20 protein-coding genes are annotated in these 18826 nt (G+C 66.8%); 6 read left to right on the forward strand and 14 right to left on the reverse strand.

The annotated features are described in order from the left end of the window. Positions 1 to 104: 104 nt before the first annotated feature. The 5 genes from U4Y91_RS33315 to argB all read right to left on the reverse strand — a co-directional run bounded on the left by U4Y91_RS33315 (position 105) and on the right by argB (position 4439). A complete protein-coding gene (locus tag U4Y91_RS33315) occupies positions 105 to 869 on the reverse strand; it encodes a molecular chaperone (protein WP_321808643.1) in 765 nt (254 codons plus the stop codon). Positions 870 to 974: 105 nt separating this feature from the next. Further along, positions 975 to 1517: a fimbrial protein gene (locus U4Y91_RS33320; protein ID WP_321808629.1), complete on the reverse strand. Its 543-nt coding sequence runs from the start codon at positions 1515 to 1517 to the stop codon at positions 975 to 977. A gap of 605 nt (positions 1518 to 2122) precedes the next feature. Continuing rightward, complete coding sequence (gene slmA / locus U4Y91_RS33325; RefSeq protein WP_321808630.1) at positions 2123 to 2785, reverse strand: nucleoid occlusion factor SlmA; 663 nt, start codon at positions 2783 to 2785, stop codon at positions 2123 to 2125. Then, positions 2752 to 3543 (reverse strand): HAD-IA family hydrolase, encoded by a 792-nt coding sequence (locus U4Y91_RS33330; RefSeq protein WP_321808631.1) that lies wholly within the window; start codon positions 3541 to 3543, stop codon positions 2752 to 2754. The genes slmA and U4Y91_RS33330 overlap by 34 nt, the downstream gene beginning before the upstream one ends. Then, the gene (gene argB / locus U4Y91_RS33335; RefSeq protein ID WP_006490510.1) at positions 3540 to 4439 is read right to left on the reverse strand and encodes an acetylglutamate kinase; all 900 of its coding nucleotides are present in this window, start codon (positions 4437 to 4439) and stop codon (positions 3540 to 3542) included. Before argB ends, U4Y91_RS33330 begins: the two co-directional genes overlap by 4 nt. Positions 4440 to 4867: 428 nt before the next feature. Here argB and U4Y91_RS33340 point away from each other — a divergent pair, with 428 nt between their 5' ends. The 3 genes from U4Y91_RS33340 to U4Y91_RS33350 all read left to right on the forward strand — a co-directional run bounded on the left by U4Y91_RS33340 (position 4868) and on the right by U4Y91_RS33350 (position 7168). Next, positions 4868 to 5092, forward strand: coding sequence for a cysteine-rich CWC family protein (locus U4Y91_RS33340; RefSeq protein WP_321808632.1), 225 nt, complete (start codon positions 4868 to 4870; stop codon positions 5090 to 5092). Positions 5093 to 5205: 113 nt separating this feature from the next. Then, positions 5206 to 6612 (forward strand): ATP-binding protein, encoded by a 1407-nt coding sequence (locus tag U4Y91_RS33345; protein WP_321808633.1) that lies wholly within the window; start codon positions 5206 to 5208, stop codon positions 6610 to 6612. 13 nt (positions 6613 to 6625) lie between these two features. Beyond that, entirely contained in the window at positions 6626 to 7168 is a 543-nt protein-coding gene (locus U4Y91_RS33350) for a response regulator transcription factor (RefSeq protein ID WP_044847841.1), read from the forward strand. An 83-nt stretch (positions 7169 to 7251) separates the two neighbouring features. Here U4Y91_RS33350 and hslU read toward each other — a convergent pair whose 3' ends face one another. The 8 genes from hslU to dapF form a co-directional block, all read right to left on the reverse strand. After that, positions 7252 to 8595 carry an ATP-dependent protease ATPase subunit HslU gene (gene hslU, locus U4Y91_RS33355; protein ID WP_321808634.1) on the reverse strand — a complete coding sequence of 448 codons (1344 nt, stop codon included), beginning with the start codon at positions 8593 to 8595 and terminating at the stop codon, positions 7252 to 7254. A gap of 10 nt (positions 8596 to 8605) precedes the next feature. Further along, entirely contained in the window at positions 8606 to 9142 is a 537-nt protein-coding gene (hslV, locus tag U4Y91_RS33360; RefSeq protein ID WP_006760749.1) for an ATP-dependent protease subunit HslV, read from the reverse strand. A 237-nt stretch (positions 9143 to 9379) separates the two neighbouring features. Beyond that, positions 9380 to 9796 (reverse strand): RNA polymerase-binding protein DksA, encoded by a 417-nt coding sequence (dksA, locus tag U4Y91_RS33365; protein WP_006477498.1) that lies wholly within the window; start codon positions 9794 to 9796, stop codon positions 9380 to 9382. Between the two features lie 492 nt (positions 9797 to 10288). Beyond that, the gene (locus U4Y91_RS33370) at positions 10289 to 11362 is read right to left on the reverse strand and encodes a GTP-binding protein (protein WP_321808635.1); all 1074 of its coding nucleotides are present in this window, start codon (positions 11360 to 11362) and stop codon (positions 10289 to 10291) included. Positions 11363 to 11560: 198 nt separating this feature from the next. Next, the gene (locus tag U4Y91_RS33375; protein WP_321808636.1) at positions 11561 to 12775 is read right to left on the reverse strand and encodes a class I SAM-dependent rRNA methyltransferase; all 1215 of its coding nucleotides are present in this window, start codon (positions 12773 to 12775) and stop codon (positions 11561 to 11563) included. 76 nt (positions 12776 to 12851) lie between these two features. Then, complete coding sequence (gene xerC, locus U4Y91_RS33380; RefSeq protein ID WP_321808637.1) at positions 12852 to 13772, reverse strand: tyrosine recombinase XerC; 921 nt, start codon at positions 13770 to 13772, stop codon at positions 12852 to 12854. A 13-nt stretch (positions 13773 to 13785) separates the two neighbouring features. Further along, the gene (locus U4Y91_RS33385; RefSeq protein WP_321808638.1) at positions 13786 to 14511 is read right to left on the reverse strand and encodes a DUF484 family protein; all 726 of its coding nucleotides are present in this window, start codon (positions 14509 to 14511) and stop codon (positions 13786 to 13788) included. A gap of 39 nt (positions 14512 to 14550) precedes the next feature. Beyond that, positions 14551 to 15420, reverse strand: a complete 870-nt coding sequence (dapF, locus tag U4Y91_RS33390) for a diaminopimelate epimerase (RefSeq protein ID WP_321808639.1) — start codon at positions 15418 to 15420, stop codon at positions 14551 to 14553. Between the two features lie 419 nt (positions 15421 to 15839). Between dapF and U4Y91_RS33395 the strand changes: the two genes are divergently transcribed. Both U4Y91_RS33395 and U4Y91_RS33400 read left to right on the forward strand, forming a co-directional pair. Continuing rightward, positions 15840 to 16118 (forward strand): type II toxin-antitoxin system RelE/ParE family toxin, encoded by a 279-nt coding sequence (locus tag U4Y91_RS33395; RefSeq protein WP_044847848.1) that lies wholly within the window; start codon positions 15840 to 15842, stop codon positions 16116 to 16118. Between the two features lie 14 nt (positions 16119 to 16132). Beyond that, positions 16133 to 16435 carry a HigA family addiction module antitoxin gene (locus U4Y91_RS33400; protein WP_321808640.1) on the forward strand — a complete coding sequence of 101 codons (303 nt, stop codon included), beginning with the start codon at positions 16133 to 16135 and terminating at the stop codon, positions 16433 to 16435. Positions 16436 to 16456: 21 nt separating this feature from the next. Here the strand turns inward: U4Y91_RS33400 and lpxL are convergent, their stop codons facing one another. Then, the gene (gene lpxL, locus U4Y91_RS33405; protein WP_321808641.1) at positions 16457 to 17341 is read right to left on the reverse strand and encodes a lauroyl acyltransferase LpxL; all 885 of its coding nucleotides are present in this window, start codon (positions 17339 to 17341) and stop codon (positions 16457 to 16459) included. 265 nt (positions 17342 to 17606) lie between these two features. Between lpxL and metK the strand changes: the two genes are divergently transcribed. After that, on the forward strand, positions 17607 to 18794 hold the full coding sequence (gene metK, locus U4Y91_RS33410) for a methionine adenosyltransferase (RefSeq protein WP_321808642.1): 1188 nt from the start codon (positions 17607 to 17609) through the stop codon (positions 18792 to 18794). Positions 18795 to 18826 lie beyond the last annotated feature (32 nt).

Genomic DNA, 18826 nt, shown 5'->3' on the forward strand with positions numbered 1-18826 from the left:
GTGTTGATGCCGCATCGTCATAGTTCGAGCGACGGTCTGCCTGCGCCGGTGCGATGGCTGCACCGGCGATCAGCGACGGTTGAGTCGAGAACGGTCGGGTAGCGTCAGTGCGTTTTCTTGGGGGTATAACTGCCTTCGACGCCCGCGCCGTAGTCGTTGAGGAACGTGTAATCGACCTCGATCGGCGCGCTGGGCACCGACTGCACGTTGCCGACGTCGAACTGTTCCGTGGCGCCCGGCTTGAGCATGCCGCCCGTGTCGTTGGTCCATGTGGAGCCGCCGGACTTGACGGTCAGCTTGGTGAACGTCACGTGGTAGGGCGTCGGGTTCTTTGCTTGCAGCGCATAACCGCCACCGGCCTTCGGCGCGAAGTTCCAGGTGACCTGTTCCGCTGACTCGTCCGCGACGCCTTGCAGCGCGGCCGGGCGGAAGAACAGCTTGATGCGCGAGCGGAACGCGAGCTGCAGCAGGTTCGGTGCGTTCGGATCGTCGGTCGCTTGAGGCGGGACGTCGAGCACGTTGAGCCAGTACAGCGTTTCCTTGTCCTGTGCGAGCGGCTCCTGCGTGTAGATCAGACGCAGGCTCTGGCCCTTCTTCGGGTCGAGGCGGAACAGCGGCGGCGTCAGCGTGAACGGCACCTTCGAATCGTCGGGCAGTGCATTGGCCCGGCCGTCGTCGATCCACGCCTGCACCAGCGACGGGCGGTCGCCCTCGTTGGTCAGCTTGACCGTGACCTCGCGTTCCTTTTCCGGATACACCACGCGCGTTCCACCGATCACGACGCTTGCGTCCGCCGTGCTCATGCCATACAGCGACGCGACCAGCGCTGCGGCACCCACGCTCGAACGCCAGTTCATTGGCATCCCCATCGCCGATTTCTCCTTGTAGATGATCAGACTCACTGTTGGTCGGGGGCGGCGGCCCGCACACCGCTGTGGCTTCGCGATGCCCGGGCCGCCGGTCGGGAGACCGAATTAGTCGTACGAGACCGAGTACATGACCGACGTGCCGACCTTGCCGGAGCCGGCGGCACCGCCGGTTGCGACGTATTGCGCGTAGTAGTTGAGTTCCGCAGAGCCGCCCGTGATTGCGACCTTCTGCGAGTTCTGCTGTGCTTGCGCTGCACCGAGCTTGATGTTCGAGCCGTCCTTGTTCAGCAGGCCGACTTCGACATTCTTCGCGTCACCCGTCGCGTTGAACAGCTGGCCCGTCTGCGCGTTGACCGTCGTGCCCGGCTCGAAGTACACCGATGCGTTGCCCGAGTTCGGCGAGCAGTTCGACAGGTTGATGCGGAACGGCTTGCGGCCGGCCGTCGAGCCCGCCACGGACAGCGCCGACGTCGACACGTTGGGCAGCGTGACCGTGAAGTCCTTGCCGCCGCCGTCGCCGGAGATGTTGCAGGTCTGAGGGGTGATCTCGCCGGTGATCGTGATCGTGCCGTCGGCTGCCTGGGCCGACGAAGCAACAGCCAGGAGGCCCGCTGTAGCCATCAGAATGGAAAGTGCTTTTTTGGACATGAAAGTACCTATTAGTAAGGAGTCCTGCGTCGAGGGGCGACGCGCCGACGTTTCCTGAACGCTGTCTGTCGATGTCGTTGAAACGGAACGGAAACGGGCGACAGGAAACAGCGGACATTGTTGATTTTTAAGGGAGTTGAAAGAATTGGACGATTACTAATCCGCCCTGGGATTTATTAGGTCGAGTACTAAATTCTTTTAAAAATCGTCAGACATACGGGCTCGGCAGACATCGCCGCTGGATGCGGATACTGTCGGAGCGGGGCGGGAGGCCATTCAGCGAAGTTGAGGCGGGCGTTGCGAATGCCCGCGCGAGGGGCGAAGGCTGCTGGAGGAATGTGACATCGATCGTGAGCCGCCGACGCACATCAATTCAGAGGAATCCTGATTATGATGGGCGACGGATCGAATGTTTTACTGTATCGGCATCGTTCGCCGCCCCGTGCCGATCGTCACAAAGGTGGACGACACCCAGGCGAAGCGCGCTTGAGCCGGCGCCGCCGGTATCGGGCCACTCACGTCGGAAATGTCGCTCGATCCGGTAGTGGGCGGCCGTTACGCGGATGTGCCGGATCGTGCGTCGATTTGCGTGTGCGCGCCGCGCATCACTGCAGGATCAGCCGCAAATGCGCATCGGCCTGTTCCCCGGGCGGCTTCTGGAACCCGCCTTTCGCGAACCGATGCCACCTGCCGATCACGTAGCTGACGAGCAGGCTCGCACGCGCGGCGGGATCGTAATCGGCCGGCAGCGCAAATGACGCCGCGCCATCGGGCGCCTGCGCCTCCGTCCGCGCGACCCGCAGGCACTGCTTGACGGTCGCCTCGATCCGGTCGACGAGCTGGTTCACGCGCTCGGTGAGGCGCTCGTCCTCGCCGACCAGCGCCTCGCCGGTCAGCACGCGCGTCATGCCGGGGTTCTTCGCGGCGAAATTGAGCATCGTCAGCGCGATCGTGCGTGCCTGCAGCACGCCGTTCGGCTCCTTCGCGACGATCTGGTTGACGAGGCCGAACAGCGCCTGCTCGATGAACTCGATCAGCCCTTCGTACATCTTCGCCTTGCTCGCGAAGTGCCGGTACAGCGCGGCTTCCGACACGTCGAGCCGGGCCGCGAGCGCGGCCGTCGTGATTTTTTCGGGCTTCGGCGCCTCCAGCATCGCGGCGAGCGTCTGCAGGATCATCACGCGCCGCTCGCCCGGCTTCGGGCGCGGGCGGGACGGTGTGGCCTGGTCTTCCGTTACGGCTTGGTCCTGCGGGTAAGTCGGCTGCATTTTTGTCGCCCCGATCGTGTGCCCAGTCGCAGCGATTTTAACGAACGAATACGCTGGTCGACATAATGCGGCCGGCCGATGTTCGGCAGATGACCCGGCAGGTGCCCTGTGATCCATACGGTGCCGATGCCGAGGCGCTTGTAGCGCTTCAGGTGGCTGCGGGTATCTTCGACGAGGATCGCGTCGGCGAGCCGCGCGTGCGCGGCGCGCAGCGTGCGGCGCAGCATCGTGTGATCGGGCTTGGCGCGCCACGCGCGCCGGTCTCGCATGTGCTCGATCGCGATCACGCGCTCGAACAGCCGTTCGATGCGCAACTCGCGCAGCACCGCGCGCGCGTAGTTCTCGGGCGCGTTGGTCAGCACGAACTTGCGGCCCGGCAGCGCGGCGATGATGCGCGCGAGGCCACGCTCGGCGCGCAGCATCGCGGGCAGGTCGGAAAACGTGTGCACGACCCGCAGGAAGTCGTTCGGATCGATCGGATGATGGCGCGTGAGGCCGAGGAGCGCCGCGCCGTAGCGCTGCGTGTAGCCGGTGCGCAGGCGATCGGCTTCGACGCGCCCGACGTGGAGCGTGTCGATGATGTATTGCGTCATCGCGCGGTTGATCTCCGGGAAGATCGCGTGCGATGCGTGATGAAGCGTGTTGTCGAGATCGAACAGCCAGACGGGCGCGCCGGCGCGCGGCCGGCTGCGGGAGATGCGCCGGCGTCGCAGCGACGCCGGCAGGTCGGGGCGGGTGGTCTTGCGGCGCGCGCTCAATGCGAGCGGATCATCGTGCCGAACGGCTGCTCGGTCAGGATTTCCAGCAGCACCGAGTGCTCGATGCGGCCGTCGACGATGTGCACCGACTTCACGCCGCTCTTCGCCGCGTCGAGCGCCGACGAGATCTTCGGCAGCATGCCGCCCGAGATCGTGCCGTCCTCGAACAGCGCGTCGATCTCGCGCGCCGACAGGTCGGTCAGCAGGTTGCCGTCCTTGTCCATCACGCCGGGGATGTTGGTCATCATCAGCAGCTTCTCGGCGTTCAGCACCGTGGCGAGCTTGCCCGCGACCAGATCGGCGTTGATGTTGTACGAGAGGCCGTCCTCGCCGAAGCCGATCGGCGAGATCACCGGGATGAACGCGTCGTCCTGCAGCGCTTTCACGACCGCCGGGTTGATCGCCTCGACTTCGCCGACCTGGCCGATGTCGATGTACTGGCCCGGATTGTCGCGGTCCGGCATCAGCAGCTTGCGAGCATGGATCAGGCCGCCGTCCTTGCCCGTCAGGCCCACTGCATGGCCGCCGAAGTGGTTGATCAGCATCACGATGTCCTGCTGGACTTCGCCGCCCAGCACCCATTCGACGACTTCCATCGTTTCTTCGTCGGTGACGCGCATGCCCTGGATGAAGGTGCCGGCCTTGCCGATCTTCTTCAGCGCATGATCGATCTGCGGACCGCCGCCGTGGACGATCACCGGATTGATGCCGACCAGTTTCAGCAGGATCACGTCGCGCGCGAAGCCCTGCTTGAGCCGCTCTTCCGTCATCGCGTTGCCGCCGTATTTGATCACCACGGTCTTGCCGTGGTAGCGGCGGATGTACGGCAGCGCTTCGGCGAGGATTTCTGCTTTCAGCGTGGGGGCGATCTGCGAGAGGTCGATGGGCTCGGACATGGCGGCGGCTCTGGCTGGGAACGGTTGAAACAGGGCGAATTGTACAGGAGTGGCGCAGCGCAGCATCGGGTTTTTGGGCTGGCCGGACGGCGGATCGCGCGGGCCCGGCGCCACGCGCGGCGGCCCGCCGGCCATGGCGCCGGACCCCACGTCGAACCCTGCGCCGAACCCTGCGCCGAACCCTGCGCCGAACCCTGCGCCGAACCCTGCGCCGAACCCTGCGCCGGGCTCCACGCCGGGCTCCACGCCGGGCTCCACGCCGGCCCCCGCGCCGGCGCCCCCGCGCCGGCGGCGCGAGCGGGGCGACGCCCGGCGCGTGCGGCGGTGTCGGCGGCACGCATCGGCCAGACGGCAGACGTGCAAAATCCGTCCACCGCGCTATGCTTGTCGCGTAGGGCGACGTGCATGCCCGCTTTCACGCTTGAGCCATGACCGATTCCGCCGCCGACGCCCGTTCGACCCCGCGCCGCGCGCGTTGCCCGCACTGCGGGCGCGGCTTCGACTGCGGCGCCGGCACGCAGCCGTTCGAGTGCTGGTGTGCGTCGATGCCGGCCGTGCCCGGTGGCGTGCCGCCGGCAGCCGGTACGCGTTGCCGCTGTCCGGAGTGCCTCGCCGACGAGATCGCCCAACGCATGGCCGGTGCGGCCGGCTGACGGCTGCCGGCCCGTGCAACCCGATGCGACGCCGGCTCGCCCGGTGCGCCGTTCGTCCCCAGCGATCCGGCCCCCGGTAGAGGCGCCGGGCGCTAAACGGGTAAACTGCTCGGATGCAACGAATCACCACCACCGGGCGCGTCAACCTCAGTCACCTGTTCTGGCTGCGCAATCTCGCGATCATCGGCCAGCTCGTGACGATCGGCGTCGTGCAGACCTATTTCGGCGTGCATCTGCCGCTGCCGGCGATGCTGATGGTCATCGCGCTCGAAATCGTTTTCAACGCGCTGACCTGGGTGCGCGTGCTGCGCGCGCGGCCCGAGACCAATTTCGAGCTGCTCGGCCAGCTGTGGGTCGACCTCGGCGCATTGTCGGCGCTGCTGTTCCTGTCGGGCGGCACGACCAACCCGTTCGTGTCGCTGTACTTGCCGTCGCTCGCGATCGCGGCGGCCGTGCTGCCGTGGCACCTGATGATCTGGCTCGCGGCGTTCGCGGTCGCGTGCTATGCGGCGCTCGGCTTCGATTCGGTGCCGCTCAACATGGATAACCCGGCGAACCTGTTCGACTACTACCGCACCGGGATGTGGGCGAACTTCATGGTCAGCGTCGGGCTGATCGCATGGTTCGTCGCGCGCATGTCGAACGCGCTGCGCCAGCGCGATGCGGCGCTCGGCGAAGCGCAGGCGCACCTGCTGCGCGACGAGCGGGCGGTCGCGCTCGGCGTGCAGGCGGCCACCGTCGCGCACGAGATGGGCACGCCGCTGTCGACGATCGCGATGCTCGCGGAGGAACTGCGCGACGCGGCCCGCGCCGATCCGGGGCTCGCGCGCTACGAGGGCGACCTGAAGGTGCTGGAAGAACAGATGACGCTCTGCACGTCGGCGCTCGCGCGCTTGCGCAGCCGCGCGAGCGCGCCGGCGAGCCGCCAGCCGGTGGATGACTGGCTCGACACGTTCGTCGAGCACTGGCGCCTGCGGCATCCGCACGTGCAGTTCGAACTGCTGGGAGCGCGCCCGTCAGGCGTCGCGCTCGACGACACGGTCGCGGCCGGCCAGATCCTGACGATCCTGCTCGACAATGCTGCGCGGGCGAGCCCGCACCGCGTCACGCTGGCCGCGAAGCTCGCGCACAACGACCGGGCGGGCGACCAGATCGAATTCGAAGTATGCGACGACGGCCCCGGCATTCCGGCCGCATTGCGCGAATCGCTCGGCGCGATGCCGGTCGACAGCACGCAGGGCGGACACGGGGTCGGCCTGTATCTTGCGTTCAGCGCGGCCGCGCGCCTCGGCGGCGAGGTCGCGCTGTCCGATGTCACGCCGCGCGCGGCGGGCGGCAACGGGCGCGCGGGTGGCGGCGCGAACGGTCACGCCGCCGCTGCGTCGGGCCAGCGCGCGGGCGAACGAGCGGCAGCCGCGCCGGACAGCCGCCCGGCTGGCGTTCCCGGCCGCGGTACCCGCGCGGTGCTGCGCCTGCCGGTGGCGCGCGTCACGGCGCCGGCCGCCTCAACCAACACGTAGACGGAGAAACCACATGAGCGAGAACAATTTCCTGGTGATCGACGACAACGAGGTGTTCGCGGGCACGCTCGCGCGCGGCCTCGAGCGCCGCGGCTACGCGGTCCAGCAGGCGCACGACAAGGAGGCGGCGCTGCGGCTCGCGGCCGGCGGCAAGTTCCAGTTCATCACCGTCGACCTGCATCTCGGCGACGATTCGGGGCTGAGCCTGATCGCGCCGCTGTGCGACCTGCAGCCCGACGCGCGGATTCTCGTGCTGACCGGCTACGCGAGCATCGCGACCGCCGTGCAGGCCGTGAAGGAAGGCGCCGACAACTATCTCGCGAAGCCGGCGAACATCGAGTCGATCCTGGCCGCGCTGCAGACCAACGCCAGCGAAGTGCAGGCCGACGAGGCGCTCGAGAATCCGGTCGTGCTGTCGGTCGACCGGCTCGAATGGGAGCACATCCAGCGCGTGCTCGCGGAGAACAACAACAACATTTCGGCAACCGCGCGCGCGCTGAACATGCATCGCCGCACGCTGCAGCGCAAGCTCGCGAAGAAGCCGGTGCGCCAGTAAGCGGCGCGGCGGCAGCGGCCGGCCGCACCAGCGAAAACGGGCGGCCCGGCGGGCCGCCCGTTTCGCATCCGGCGCCGCGTGCGTTACAGCACGTAGCGCGACAGGTCTTCGTCCTGCGACACTTCGCCGAGCGCACGGTCGACATACTTCGCGTCGATCGTCACGCGCTCGCCGGCGTGGTTGCCGGCCGAGAACGACACTTCCTCGAGCAGCTTCTCGATCACCGTGTACAGCCGGCGCGCACCGATGTTTTCGGTCTTCTCGTTGACCGCATACGCGATCTCGGCGAGGCGGCGGATGCCGTCTTCGGCGAACTCGAGCTGCACGTCTTCGGTGGCGAGCAGCGCCTGGTACTGTTTGACGAGGCTCGCATCGGTCGCGACGAGGATCGCCTCGAAGTCGTTCACCGACAGCGAGTCGAGCTCGACGCGGATCGGGAAGCGGCCCTGCAGTTCGGGAATCAGGTCGCTCGGCTTCGCGAGGTGGAATGCGCCGCTCGCGATGAACAGGATGTGATCGGTCTTCACCATCCCGTACTTCGTGTTGACCGTCGTGCCCTCGACGAGCGGCAGCAGGTCGCGCTGCACGCCCTGGCGCGACACTTCGCCGCCGCTGCCTTCGTTGTTGCGCGACGTGATCTTGTCGATCTCGTCGAGGAACACGATGCCGTTCTGCTCGACGTTCTGCACGGCCTTCGTCTTCACTTCCTCGTCGTTGAGCATCTTGGCCGCTTCCTCGTCGGTCAGCAGCTTCAGCGCTTCCTTGATCTTCACCTTGCGGCGCTGCTTCTTGCCGCTGCCGAGGTTCGAGAACATCGAGCGGATCTGCTCGGTCATCTCTTCCATCCCCGGCGGCGCCATGATGTCCATGCCGGCCGACGGCTGCTCGATGTCGAGCTCGACTTCCTTATCGTCGAGCTGGCCTTCGCGCAGGCGCTTGCGGAAGGTCTGGCGCGTCGCGTTGTTGTCGTCGTTCGCGTGGTCGGCGTTGCCGCCGAAGCCCACCGCGCGCGGCTGCGGCAGCAGGATGTCGAGGATGCGGTCTTCCGCCTGGTCGGTGGCCTTGCTGCGCACCTTGCGCATCTCGGTTTCGCGCGTCTGCTTGACCGAGATCTCGATCAGGTCGCGCACGATGCTGTCGACGTCGCGGCCGACGTAGCCGACTTCGGTGAACTTGGTCGCTTCGATCTTGATGAACGGCGCGTCGGCGAGCTTCGCGAGGCGTCGTGCGATTTCGGTCTTGCCGACGCCCGTCGGCCCGATCATCAGGATGTTCTTCGGCGTGATTTCCTGGCGTAGCGGGTCGGCGACCTGCTGGCGGCGCCAGCGGTTGCGCAGCGCGACCGCGACGGCCTTCTTCGCCTTCGCCTGGCCGATGATGTGCTTGTCGAGTTCCGAGACGATCTCGGCAGGGGTCATGGTGCTCATGGGGCGGTCCTTACTCGATCGTTTCGATGATGCGGTTGTGGTTCGTGTAGATGCACATGTCGCCGGCGATCTCGAGCGACTTCTCGACGATCTCGCGCGGTGACAGCTCGGTGTTCTCCGCGAGCGCGCGGGCCGCGGCCTGCGCATAGGCGCCGCCCGAACCGATCGCACAGATGCCGCCTTCCGGGTCGAGCACGTCGCCGTTGCCGGTGATCACGAGCGTGGTGGTCGCATCGGCCGTGATCAGCATCGCCTCGAGGCGGCGCAGCATCCGGTCGGTGCGCCAGTCCTTCGCGAGCTCGACGGCCGCGCGGGTCAGGTTGCCCTGGTGCTTCTCGAGCTTCGCCTCGAAGCGATCGAGCAGCGAGAACGCATCGGCGGTGCCGCCCGCGAATCCGACCAGTACCTGGTTGTTGTAGATCCGCCGCACTTTCCGCGCGCCACCCTTCATGACGATGTTGCCGAGGGTTACCTGGCCGTCGCCGCCGAGTGCGACCTTGTCGCCGCGCCGGACCGAAACGATGGTCGTGCCGTGAAATTGCTCCATCTGCGTTCCTTGAGAAAAACGGGGAAGAGTCGGGCGGCGCGGGGCGCCGCCGCATGAATCGCAGTGCGCCGGGGAGCGGCCCGGCGCGCGTCCGTTTCATTTTAGGGCGGGCGCCGGGATATCAAGAGGGGGACGCAAATCGGCCGGCGGGCCGGGAACCGGTGCCGGAAAAACAAAAAGCGCGCGGCAGGCCGCGCGCTTTCGGGAAGCAGCGTGTCGGAGCGGAACGCCGCTCGATCAGTCGCCGAACAGCTTCTGGCGCAGCTCGCGGCGCTCTTGCGCCTCGAGCGACAGCGTGGCCGTCGGGCGCGCGAGCAGGCGCGGGATGCCGATCGGTTCGCCGGTTTCCTCGCACCAGCCGTAGTCGCCGGAATCGATGCGGGCGAGCGACTGCTGAACCTTCTTGAGGAGCTTGCGTTCGCGATCGCGCGTGCGCAGCTCGAGCGCGTGCTCTTCCTCGATCGTCGCGCGATCGGCGGGATCGGGGACGATCACCGTCTCGCGCAGGTTCTCGGTCGTCTGGCCTGCGTTCTTGAGGATGTCCGCCTGCAACTGTTCGAGCCGATTTTTGAAGAAGGCGAGCTGATCCTCATTCATGTAATCCTTGTCGCTCATCTTCAGGATTTCGGCTTCGGTCAAGAGTTTCTTCGTCATCTGCTTGCTTCTTCAATGTGCGGCAAATCAAGAGATAGTGCCTGCACTTTGGGATTACCCGCAACTGCCGCTTGCAATCATTTGCGATTTGCCGCCGCGGGGCCGAAAGCCTCTGGAAAACCGGTTCTCAAATACCAGGATAGGCCTGGCGCGGATTTGCGCGCGCGGCGAACCGGTGCTGCGCGGCAGATCGCATCGGCCGCGGCCGGGTGGCGGATGGGCGATCCGGCGCGGTTGCGATGCCCGGGTAATGGTTCTGCAAGAACCGGGCCTGTTATTGCCGTACTCCAGCGGGCACGTATTGTAACTGAATCGCAAGCGGGCGCCGTATCGGGTCGATCCCCGTCGGCTGCGCCAATATCTAGAAAATATAACGCGCAAATCGCGAAAAAGCGATGACGGCGAAACCCTGCCCGGAAAAGGCACCGTGCAAGCGCCGCGGCCGCCCGCGAAGGCGGCCGCACGGAAGGCGCGCGACGCCGGCCTGACCGCTCAGGCGAGGCAGGCGTCGAGGCCGTCGGTGATCAGGTCCTGCGGCAGGTCGACGCCGATGAACACCATCTTGTTGGTCTTCTTCTCGACCGGCAGCCACTTCGCGGCGAGGTCGCTGCCCATCATCTGGTGCACGCCCTGGAATACGACCTTGCGGTCGACGCCCTTCATGTACAGCACGCCCTTGTAGCGCAACATCCGTTCCCCGTAGATCTGCAGGATGCCGCCGAGGAAGTCCTCCAGCTTGTTCGGGTCGAACGGGCGGTCGTTGCGGTACACGAACGACTTGATCTTGTCGTCGTGGTGCGCGTGATGGTGATGGCCGTGGTCGTGATCGTGCGCGCATTGACCGTGATCGTGGTCGCAATCCGCATGATCGTGATCATGGTCGTGATCGTGGTGATGGTGCGCGTGGTCGTCCTCGGCGAGGAAGTCCGGGTCGATCTCGAGCTTCGCGTTCAGGTTGAAGCCGCGCAGGTCGAAGATCTCCTTGATGTCGGCTTCGCCGAAATTCACGACCTTGATCGTCGCCTTCGGGTTCATGTGCATCAGGCGGTGCTTGAGCGCCGCGACGGCCTGGTCGTCGACGAGGTCCGACTTCGTGATGAACAGGCGATCGGCGAAGCCGACCTGGCGCTGCACCACTTCGTGTTCGTCGAGCTGCGCGTTCGCATGCTTCGCGTCGACCAGCGTGATGACGGCGTCGAGCAGGAAATCGTCGGCGATCTCGCTGTCGATGAAGAAGGTCTGCGCGACGGGGCCCGGGTTCGCGAGACCGGTCGTCTCGATCACGATGCGGTCGAAGTCGAGCTTGCCTTCGCGCTTCTTCGCGGCCAGATCGCCGAGCGCGCGGGCGAGGTCGCCGCGGATCGTGCAGCAGATGCAGCCGTTGCTCATCTGGATGATCTGCTCGTTCGAATCCTGCACGAGGATCTCGTTGTCGATGTTCTCTTCGCCGAACTCGTTCTCGATCACGGCGATCTTCATGCCGTGCTGTTCGTTCAGGATGCGCTTGAGCAGCGTCGTCTTGCCGCTGCCGAGGAAGCCGGTGAGGATGGTGACGGGAGTGGCCATGTCGGTCGCCTGTGGTTCGTGAATCGGGGTCAAAACCAGGATGTGTGCGTCGCGCCGTCGACTCGCGAGCCGGGGCGCACAACCATCCATTGAAACATACCTGTCAAGCCCTCGCCCGTCGTCCGGACGACAGGCGAGAGCGCGGTTCCGCCAGCGCACGAACGGCCGGCGGACGGGTGTGCGTCTAGATCGGGGCGATCAGACGATTTGCAACAGCAGGCCCTTCAGATATTCGCCTTCCGGGAATGCGGCGAGCAGCGGGTGATCGACGCCCGCGCCGAGCCGCTTCAGGATCCGCGCGTCGACCTTCGCGTCGGCGGCCGCGCCCGCGACGATCTTCTGGAACAGGTCCATGTCGATCGCGCCCGAGCACGAGTACGTGAACAGCAGGCCGCCCGGACGCAGCAGCCTGAAGCCGCTCAGGTTTATGTCCTTGTAGGCGCGCGACGCGCGATCGACGCTGTCGCGGGTCGGCGCGAACTTCGGCGGATCGAGCACGATCAGGTCGAAGCGCTCGCCTTCGTCGACGAGGCGGCGCAGCGTCTTGAACGCGTCCGCGTCGAGCCAGGTCGCGCGGTCGGGATCGAAGCCGTTCGCGACGACGTTCTGCTGCGCGAGCGCGAGCGCGTCGCCCGACGAGTCGATCGACACGACGCGTTTCGCGCCGCCCTTGAGCGCCGCGAGCGAGAAGCCGCCCGTGTAGCAGAAGCAGTTCAGTACGTCGCGGCCGTCCGCGTATTGCGCGACGAGCGCGCGGTTATCGCGCTGGTCGACGTAGAAGCCGGTCTTGTGGCCGTTCGGCACGTCGACGTGATAACGCACGCCGTTTTCGTTCGCGATCAGCGTCGCGGGCGGCGCGTCGCCGGCGAGCACGCCGGTGGTTCGCGCGAGCCCTTCCTTGTCGCGGATCGACACGTCCGAGCGTTCGTACACGTTCGGGCAGCCGGTCGCGCCGCTGAGCGCCGCGACGATCGCATCCTTCCACGCCTCGACGCCCGCAGCCATGAACTGGCACACGAGCTGGCCGCGCGGCGCGGCGCCCGCTTCGGCCGTGTCCGCGATGTAGTAGTCGACGATCAGCCCCGGCAGCCCGTCGGCTTCGCCGAACACGAGCCGCATCGCGCCCGTGCCCGACACCATCGTCGTGCGGTGCGCGACCGCGCGCTGCACGCGGCGCTTGAAGAACGCGTGATCGATCGGCTCGTTCTCGTCGAAGCTCCACACGCGCACGCGGATCTGCGACTGCGGGCTGTACGCGCCGCGCGCGAGGAAGCGGCCGTCGTGCGCGCGCACGACCACGGTCGCGCCGGGTGCGGGCGTGCCGTCGACGCGGTCGATCGCATTGGCATAGATCCACGGATGCCGGCGCAGCAGCGATTTTTCCTTGGACGGTCTGAGTGTGACGGTTTGCATGATCGGATCGATTGGGGCCGCGGACGGCGCCGGCCGTTGCCGGCCGCCGCGCGCGGCGGGTAGGGCGGGACGCGCGTCAGTCGCGCTTCTTCGCGCGCGGATGCGCGCTGTCGTAAATTTTCGCGAGATGCTGGAAGTCGAGCGACGTGTAGACCTGCGTCGCGGCGACGCTCGCGTGGCCCAGCAGCTCCTGCACCGCGCGCAGGTCGCCGCTCGACTGCAGCACGTGCGTCGCGAACGAATGGCGCAGCACGTGCGGGTGGACGTTGGCGGGGATGCCCGCGGCCAGCGCCGCGCGCTTCACGCGGTCGCGCACGACGCCCGGCGCCATCCGGTTGCCGCGCACGGACACGAACAGCGGATGCGGATCGTGCTTCACGAATTCGCCGCGCACCGCGAGCCACGCGTTCAGCGCGTCGATCGCCTTGCGGCCGACCGGCACCTTGCGCTCCTTGTTGCCCTTGCCGCGCACGGTGACTTCGGCTTCGGCGAGATCGAGCCAGCCGGCCGAGCGGTAGCCGTCGGCCTGCGTGTACATGACGTCGAGCCCGACCAGTTCGGCGAGGCGCAGCCCGGACGAATAGAACAGCTCGAGGATCGCGTGATCGCGGATGCCTTCGGTCGTGCCGGCGAGCGGCGTGTCCATGAGTGCGACCGCATCGTCGACCGACAGCGCTTTGGGCAGCGATTTCTCGCGTTTGGGCGCGCGCACCCCGGCAACGGGATTTGCGGGCATCTCGATGCGCTGCGCGAGCCAGCGATAGAACGCACGCCATGCGGAAAGCCGGTGCGAGATCGAGCGAGCGGACAAGCCGCCCGCGTGCGCGCGCACGACCGCGCCGCGCATGTCGGCGGCCGTCAGCGCGTCGAGCGGGCGGCCGGCGGCGAGTTTTTTCAGTTCGTCGAGTTCGTGCGTGTACGCACGCAGCGTGTGTTCCGACAGCTGCCTGACGTGTTTCAGGTTCGACAGGTAGGCGGCGATCGGATCGTCGGTCATCGCGGGAGCGATCTCAATGCGGCAGCAGGCGCGTGAGCGCGGCGCTCGCGAGCGTCGCGATCTGCGCGAGGAAGTCGGTCGCCATCCCGTCGTGGAAGCGGCGCGGATCGGGCGAGCCGAGCACGAGCAGGCCGAACGCGGGCGCGTCGGTGCCGCCGAGCGGCGCGCGCAGCGCGAGCAGCGCGACCGACGTGGCCGCGCCGTCGCCGGCCGGCGCGGCTTCGGCGCCTTCCGCCGCATTCGCGGCCGGCGCCGCGAGCGCGGGCGCGAGCCACTGGGCCGCTTCGAATCCGGTGTTCGCGCCGCAGTACGGCGTCGACAGCCCGTTCGTGAAGAGGCGCACTTCCTCTCCGACCTGGCGCGCGAAATCGGCCTGCGCGTAGGTGTCGGCGATGTCCCACACGCGCAGCGCGGTTTGCGGTACGTCGAACACGTCGGCGATGCCTTCGGCGATCGTGCGCGGCAGCGCGTACGGGTCGCGTTCCGCGATCACGCGCGCGGTCCAGCGGCTGAACTTCGCGGACAGGCTGTCGTTCTCGTGGCCGTAGCGCACGAGCTCGGCGAGCCGGCGCTCGAGATGCTTGTTCTTGTCGCGCAGCATCTCCATCTGCCGCTCCTGCAGCGAGATCGCGGCCTTGCCGTGCGGGTTCGCGAGACGGATCGTCGCGAGCAGTTCCGCGTGTTGCGCGAAGAATTCGGGATTGGCGAGCAGGTAGTCGGCGACTTCGCGATCGTTCATGTGGCTGGAGCGTTCTTCGGTTATCGGGACGTTGAAGGGTCAGACGTTCAGGTCGATCTCGCCTTCGAACACGGTCGTGGCGGGCCCGGACATCATCAGCGCGGCAGCTTCGTCGCGCGCGCCACCCCAGCCGATCGTCAGCGTGCCGCCATGCGTGTGCACGGTCACCGGCGAATCGAGCAGGCCGCGCCGAATGCCGGCCGCCACCGCCGCGCACGCGCCGGTGCCGCACGCGAGCGTCTCGCCCGCGCCGCGTTCGTACACGCGCAGCTTCACCTCGCTGCGCGACACGATCTGCATGAAGCCGGCGTTCACGCGCTGCGGGAAGCGGGCGTGGCGCTCGATCAGCGGGCCTTCGTCGAGCACCGGATACGCTTCGACGTCGTCGACGACCTGCACCGCGTGCGGGTTGCCCATCGACACCGTCGAGATCCAGCGCGTGTGGCCACCGACGTCGAGCGGCCACAGCGTGTCGTTGCCTTCCGTCCGGCCGTCGAGCCCCGCGGCGTCGAACGGCACCTCCGCCGGCACAAACACGGGCGCGCCCATGTCGACGACGACTTCACCGTTGTCCTGCATCGTCAGTGTGATCAGGCCCTTCATCACCTGCACGCGCACGCTGCGCTTGTCGGTCAGGCCGCGGTCGCTGACGAACTTCACGAAGCAGCGCGCGCCGTTGCCGCAGTGTTCGACTTCGCCGCCGTCGCAATTGAAGATCCGGTACTTGAAATCCGCGCCGTCGACGGTCGGTTTCTCGACGAGCAGCAACTGGTCGGCGCCGATGCCGAAGTGTCGGTTGGCGAGCGCGCGCACCTGCGCCTCGGTGAGCGGCGGCAACGCGCGCGAATAGCTGTCGAGCACGACGAAGTCGTTGCCCGCGCCGTGCATCTTGGTGAACGAGAGTTTCACTGGGTCCGGAATTCCATGGCGAACAGGGCGGCCGGCACGACGGACGCGGCGTGCCGTCATGCCGGGCGGCGTCGTTCGTCGTGCTGATCTCAACCGCAAATGATACATGCAGCCGACAGGGGCGTCCTGCGCGGGCGGGGCGCCGGGCGTCGTTCGGGGGGCGGAGCGCGGCGATGCCGGCCGATCGGCTGACTGGTCGCGTGGGCAATGAGTCGGCAGATTGAGGTGGTGCGATGTGGCGAGCGTTGTCGGGACAGGTGAATCCGGCGGCACGCTTCCCGCCGTTGCCAGTGCACGGGATTTCGCCGCGTGCGTGTTTTCGTACCGGTCAAATTGACAAATCAATCAGGCGATTCGTATAGTCCGGCTATACGCCATGTGGGCCATGCCATCGAATCGCACTCGAGTGTGGGAGGCCCATGATCAAGTCATGGCAGCACAAGGGGCTGGAAGCGTTTTTCACGAACGGGAGCAAGGCTGGGATCCGGCCGGATCATGCCCCGAGATTGCGGCGCCAGCTTGCCCGTCTCGACATGGCGAGCCAGCCGTTCGACATGAACGTACCCGGCTGGCGCCTGCATGGCCTCGCCGGCGGGCTGGAGGGTTACTGCTCGGTGAGCGTGAGCGTCAACTGGCGCCTGACGTTCAGGTTCGAGGGCCCGGATGTCGTTCTGGTCAACTATCAAGACTATCACTGAGGTCATTCAACGCCATGACTCGCATCTTCAATCCGCCCCATCCGGGCGAGGCGCTGCGCGACGACGTCTTGCCGGCGCTCGGCCTGACCGTCACCGAAGCCGCCACACAGCTCGGCGTCACGCGCGCGGCGCTGTCGCGCATCCTGCACGGCCATGCCGGCATCTCGCCTGAAATGGCGCTGCGTCTCGAAGCGTGGCTGGGCGAGGAAAACGGCGGGAAGGCGGATCTGTGGCTGGCGCAGCAGTCGGCCTACGATCTCTGGCAGGCGCGCGCGAAAGGCGCGCCGAAGGTGGCGAGGGTGCAGGCGCGTATCTGACGACGCGCCCGCGGGTTCGACTCAGTAGAGGCTCGGCTCGCCGGGCGGGCGCGTCTTGAAGCGCTTGTGCACCCAGTAATATTGCTCGGGCATCAGCGGAATCTGCTCTTCGAGGAATGCGTTCATCCGCCGCGCGTCGAGATCGTCGTCGCCGGTCGGGTAGTGATCCCACGGCTTGAACACCTTCAGCCGGTAACCCTGGTAGTTCGGCAGCACTTCGCCGATGAACGGCACGACCTGCGCACGGCCCGTCTTCGCGAGCCGGCCGACGGCCGTCAGCGTGCACGCGGGCACGCCGAAGAAGGGTACGAACGTCGAATTGCGCAGCCCGTAGTCCATGTCGGCGCCGAGCATCACCGGCTTGCGGTCGCGCAGCCAGCGCAGCACGACGCGCGCGCTGTCCGCGCGGCCGACCATCTCGGCGTCGAAACGCCCGCGCGCCTTCTTCGCTTCTTCCTCGAGTATGGCGTTCGAGAACGGCTGGTACAGCGATCCGCAACGGCGCTGCAGCGAACGGTTCAGCCAGATCGAGCCGGCTTCGATGCCGACGAAATGCATGCCCAGGAACAGCGTCGGGGGCAGGTCCGGATCGGTGAGATCGACCGCGCTGTCGACCTGGATCAGTTTCGCGAGCTTGCGCTCGGAGCCGAACCACTGGACGCTGCGCTCGACGTAGCTGCGGATCGCGTGGCGGAAATGCCGGCCCGCCACTTCCTCGCGCCGTTCGTCGCTCCAGTCGGGGAAGCAGAGTTTCAGATTGGTATGTACGATGCGCTTTCGCCGGCTGGGAATCTGGTACAGCAGCCAGCCGAGGCCGTCGCCGAACCGTGCGGTCAGACCGTACGGCAGCAGGGCGAGCAGCTTCAGCAAGCCGATGGCGAGGTGCGTGCCGAGGCGGCCTAGCATGCGGAATCTCCGTGGGGCCGGCTGGCCGGCGCGTTGCGAACAGGGGGGTAGGACAGCGGACGATGCAGCACGTGTGGCGCTCTGTGACAATTCACGAAAGCCGCTATAATACGGGCTTCGCCGAGTTAACTGACAACTTGCGGGGCGAAGCCGGCTGGCGCGAAGCGCGCTGCCCGGTCCTGGTAATCCGCTAAAGCGTCGCCGCTTCAGGCCCAACGAAGCTGGCTACGTGAAACCCACCGTAACCACACAGGAGCCTGAAAAAGTGGCAAACGATTATCTCTTCACGTCCGAATCCGTCTCCGAAGGCCATCCGGACAAGGTCGCGGACCAAATCTCTGACGCGATTCTCGACGCCATCCTCGAGCAGGACAAATACTCCCGCGTTGCGGCCGAAACGCTGTGCAACACGGGTCTCGTCGTGCTGGCCGGTGAAATCACCACGACGGCCAACATCGATTACATCCAGATCGCGCGCGACACCATCAAGCGCATCGGTTACGACAACACCGAATACGGCATCGACTACAAGGGTTGCGCGGTGCTCGTCGCGTACGACAAGCAGTCGCCGGACATCGCGCAAGGCGTCGACCGCGCGCATGACGACAACCTTGATCAAGGCGCGGGCGACCAGGGCCTGATGTTCGGTTACGCATGTGACGAAACGCCGGAACTGATGCCGCTGCCGATCTACCTGTCGCACCGTCTCGTCGAGCGCCAGGCCAGCCTGCGCCGCGACGGCCGCCTGCAGTGGCTGCGCCCGGACGCGAAGTCGCAGGTCACGGTCCGCTACGTCGACGGCAAGCCCGATTCGATCGACACCGTCGTGCTGTCGACGCAGCACGCACCGGACATCGAGCTGCCGGCGCTGCGCGAAGCCGTGATCGAGGAAATCATCAAGCCGACGCTGCCGGCCGACCTGATCAAGGGCGACATCAAGTTCCTGGTGAACCCGACCGGCCGGTTCGTGATCGGTGGCCCGCAGGGCGACTGCGGCCTGACGGGTCGCAAGATCATCGTCGATACCTACGGCGGTGCCGCACCGCACGGCGGCGGCGCGTTCTCGGGCAAGGATCCGTCGAAGGTCGACCGTTCGGCAGCGTATGCCGGCCGTTACGTCGCGAAGAACATCGTCGCGGCAGGCCTCGCATCGCGCGCGCTGATCCAGGTGTCGTACGCGATCGGCGTTGCCGAGCCGACCTCGGTGATGGTCAACACGTTCGGCACGGGCCGCGTGTCGGATGCGGTGATCACGAAGCTCGTGCGCGAGCATTTCGACCTGCGTCCGAAGGGCATCATCAAGATGCTCGACCTGCTGCGCCCGATCTACGAGAAGACGGCCGCTTACGGCCACTTCGGCCGCGAGGAGCCGGAATTCTCGTGGGAAGCAACCGACAAGGCACTCACGCTGGCCGAAGCGGCTGGCGTGGAGCCGACGGCACGCGTCGCATAAGCGTCGTCCGCCTGAAACGAAAAACCCCGGCA

The sequence above is a fragment of the Burkholderia sp. BCC1993 genome (assembly GCF_905339865.1).
Classification (GTDB): domain Bacteria; phylum Pseudomonadota; class Gammaproteobacteria; order Burkholderiales; family Burkholderiaceae; genus Burkholderia.

Bases quoted from the DNA above. Each gene is read 5' to 3' on its own strand.
- U4Y91_RS33370 (WP_321808635.1), bottom strand. From the start codon at position 11,362: ATGGCCACTCCCGTCACCATCCTCACCGGCTTCCTCGGCAGCGGCAAG.
- U4Y91_RS33345 (WP_321808633.1), top strand. From the start codon at position 5,206: ATGCAACGAATCACCACCACCGGGCGCGTCAACCTCAGTCACCTGTTC.
- U4Y91_RS33340 (WP_321808632.1), top strand. From the start codon at position 4,868: ATGACCGATTCCGCCGCCGACGCCCGTTCGACCCCGCGCCGCGCGCGT.
- U4Y91_RS33320 (WP_321808629.1), bottom strand. From the start codon at position 1,517: ATGTCCAAAAAAGCACTTTCCATTCTGATGGCTACAGCGGGCCTCCTG.
- argB (WP_006490510.1), bottom strand. From the start codon at position 4,439: ATGTCCGAGCCCATCGACCTCTCGCAGATCGCCCCCACGCTGAAAGCA.
- U4Y91_RS33395 (WP_044847848.1), top strand. From the start codon at position 15,840: ATGATCAAGTCATGGCAGCACAAGGGGCTGGAAGCGTTTTTCACGAAC.
- hslU (WP_321808634.1), bottom strand. From the start codon at position 8,595: ATGAGCACCATGACCCCTGCCGAGATCGTCTCGGAACTCGACAAGCAC.
- U4Y91_RS33350 (WP_044847841.1), top strand. From the start codon at position 6,626: ATGAGCGAGAACAATTTCCTGGTGATCGACGACAACGAGGTGTTCGCG.
- U4Y91_RS33375 (WP_321808636.1), bottom strand. From the start codon at position 12,775: ATGCAAACCGTCACACTCAGACCGTCCAAGGAAAAATCGCTGCTGCGC.
- U4Y91_RS33315 (WP_321808643.1), bottom strand. From the start codon at position 869: ATGGGGATGCCAATGAACTGGCGTTCGAGCGTGGGTGCCGCAGCGCTG.
- U4Y91_RS33400 (WP_321808640.1), top strand. From the start codon at position 16,133: ATGACTCGCATCTTCAATCCGCCCCATCCGGGCGAGGCGCTGCGCGAC.
- slmA (WP_321808630.1), bottom strand. From the start codon at position 2,785: ATGCAGCCGACTTACCCGCAGGACCAAGCCGTAACGGAAGACCAGGCC.
- lpxL (WP_321808641.1), bottom strand. From the start codon at position 17,341: ATGCTAGGCCGCCTCGGCACGCACCTCGCCATCGGCTTGCTGAAGCTG.
- U4Y91_RS33385 (WP_321808638.1), bottom strand. From the start codon at position 14,511: ATGAACGATCGCGAAGTCGCCGACTACCTGCTCGCCAATCCCGAATTC.
- dksA (WP_006477498.1), bottom strand. From the start codon at position 9,796: ATGACGAAGAAACTCTTGACCGAAGCCGAAATCCTGAAGATGAGCGAC.
- hslV (WP_006760749.1), bottom strand. From the start codon at position 9,142: ATGGAGCAATTTCACGGCACGACCATCGTTTCGGTCCGGCGCGGCGAC.
- xerC (WP_321808637.1), bottom strand. From the start codon at position 13,772: ATGACCGACGATCCGATCGCCGCCTACCTGTCGAACCTGAAACACGTC.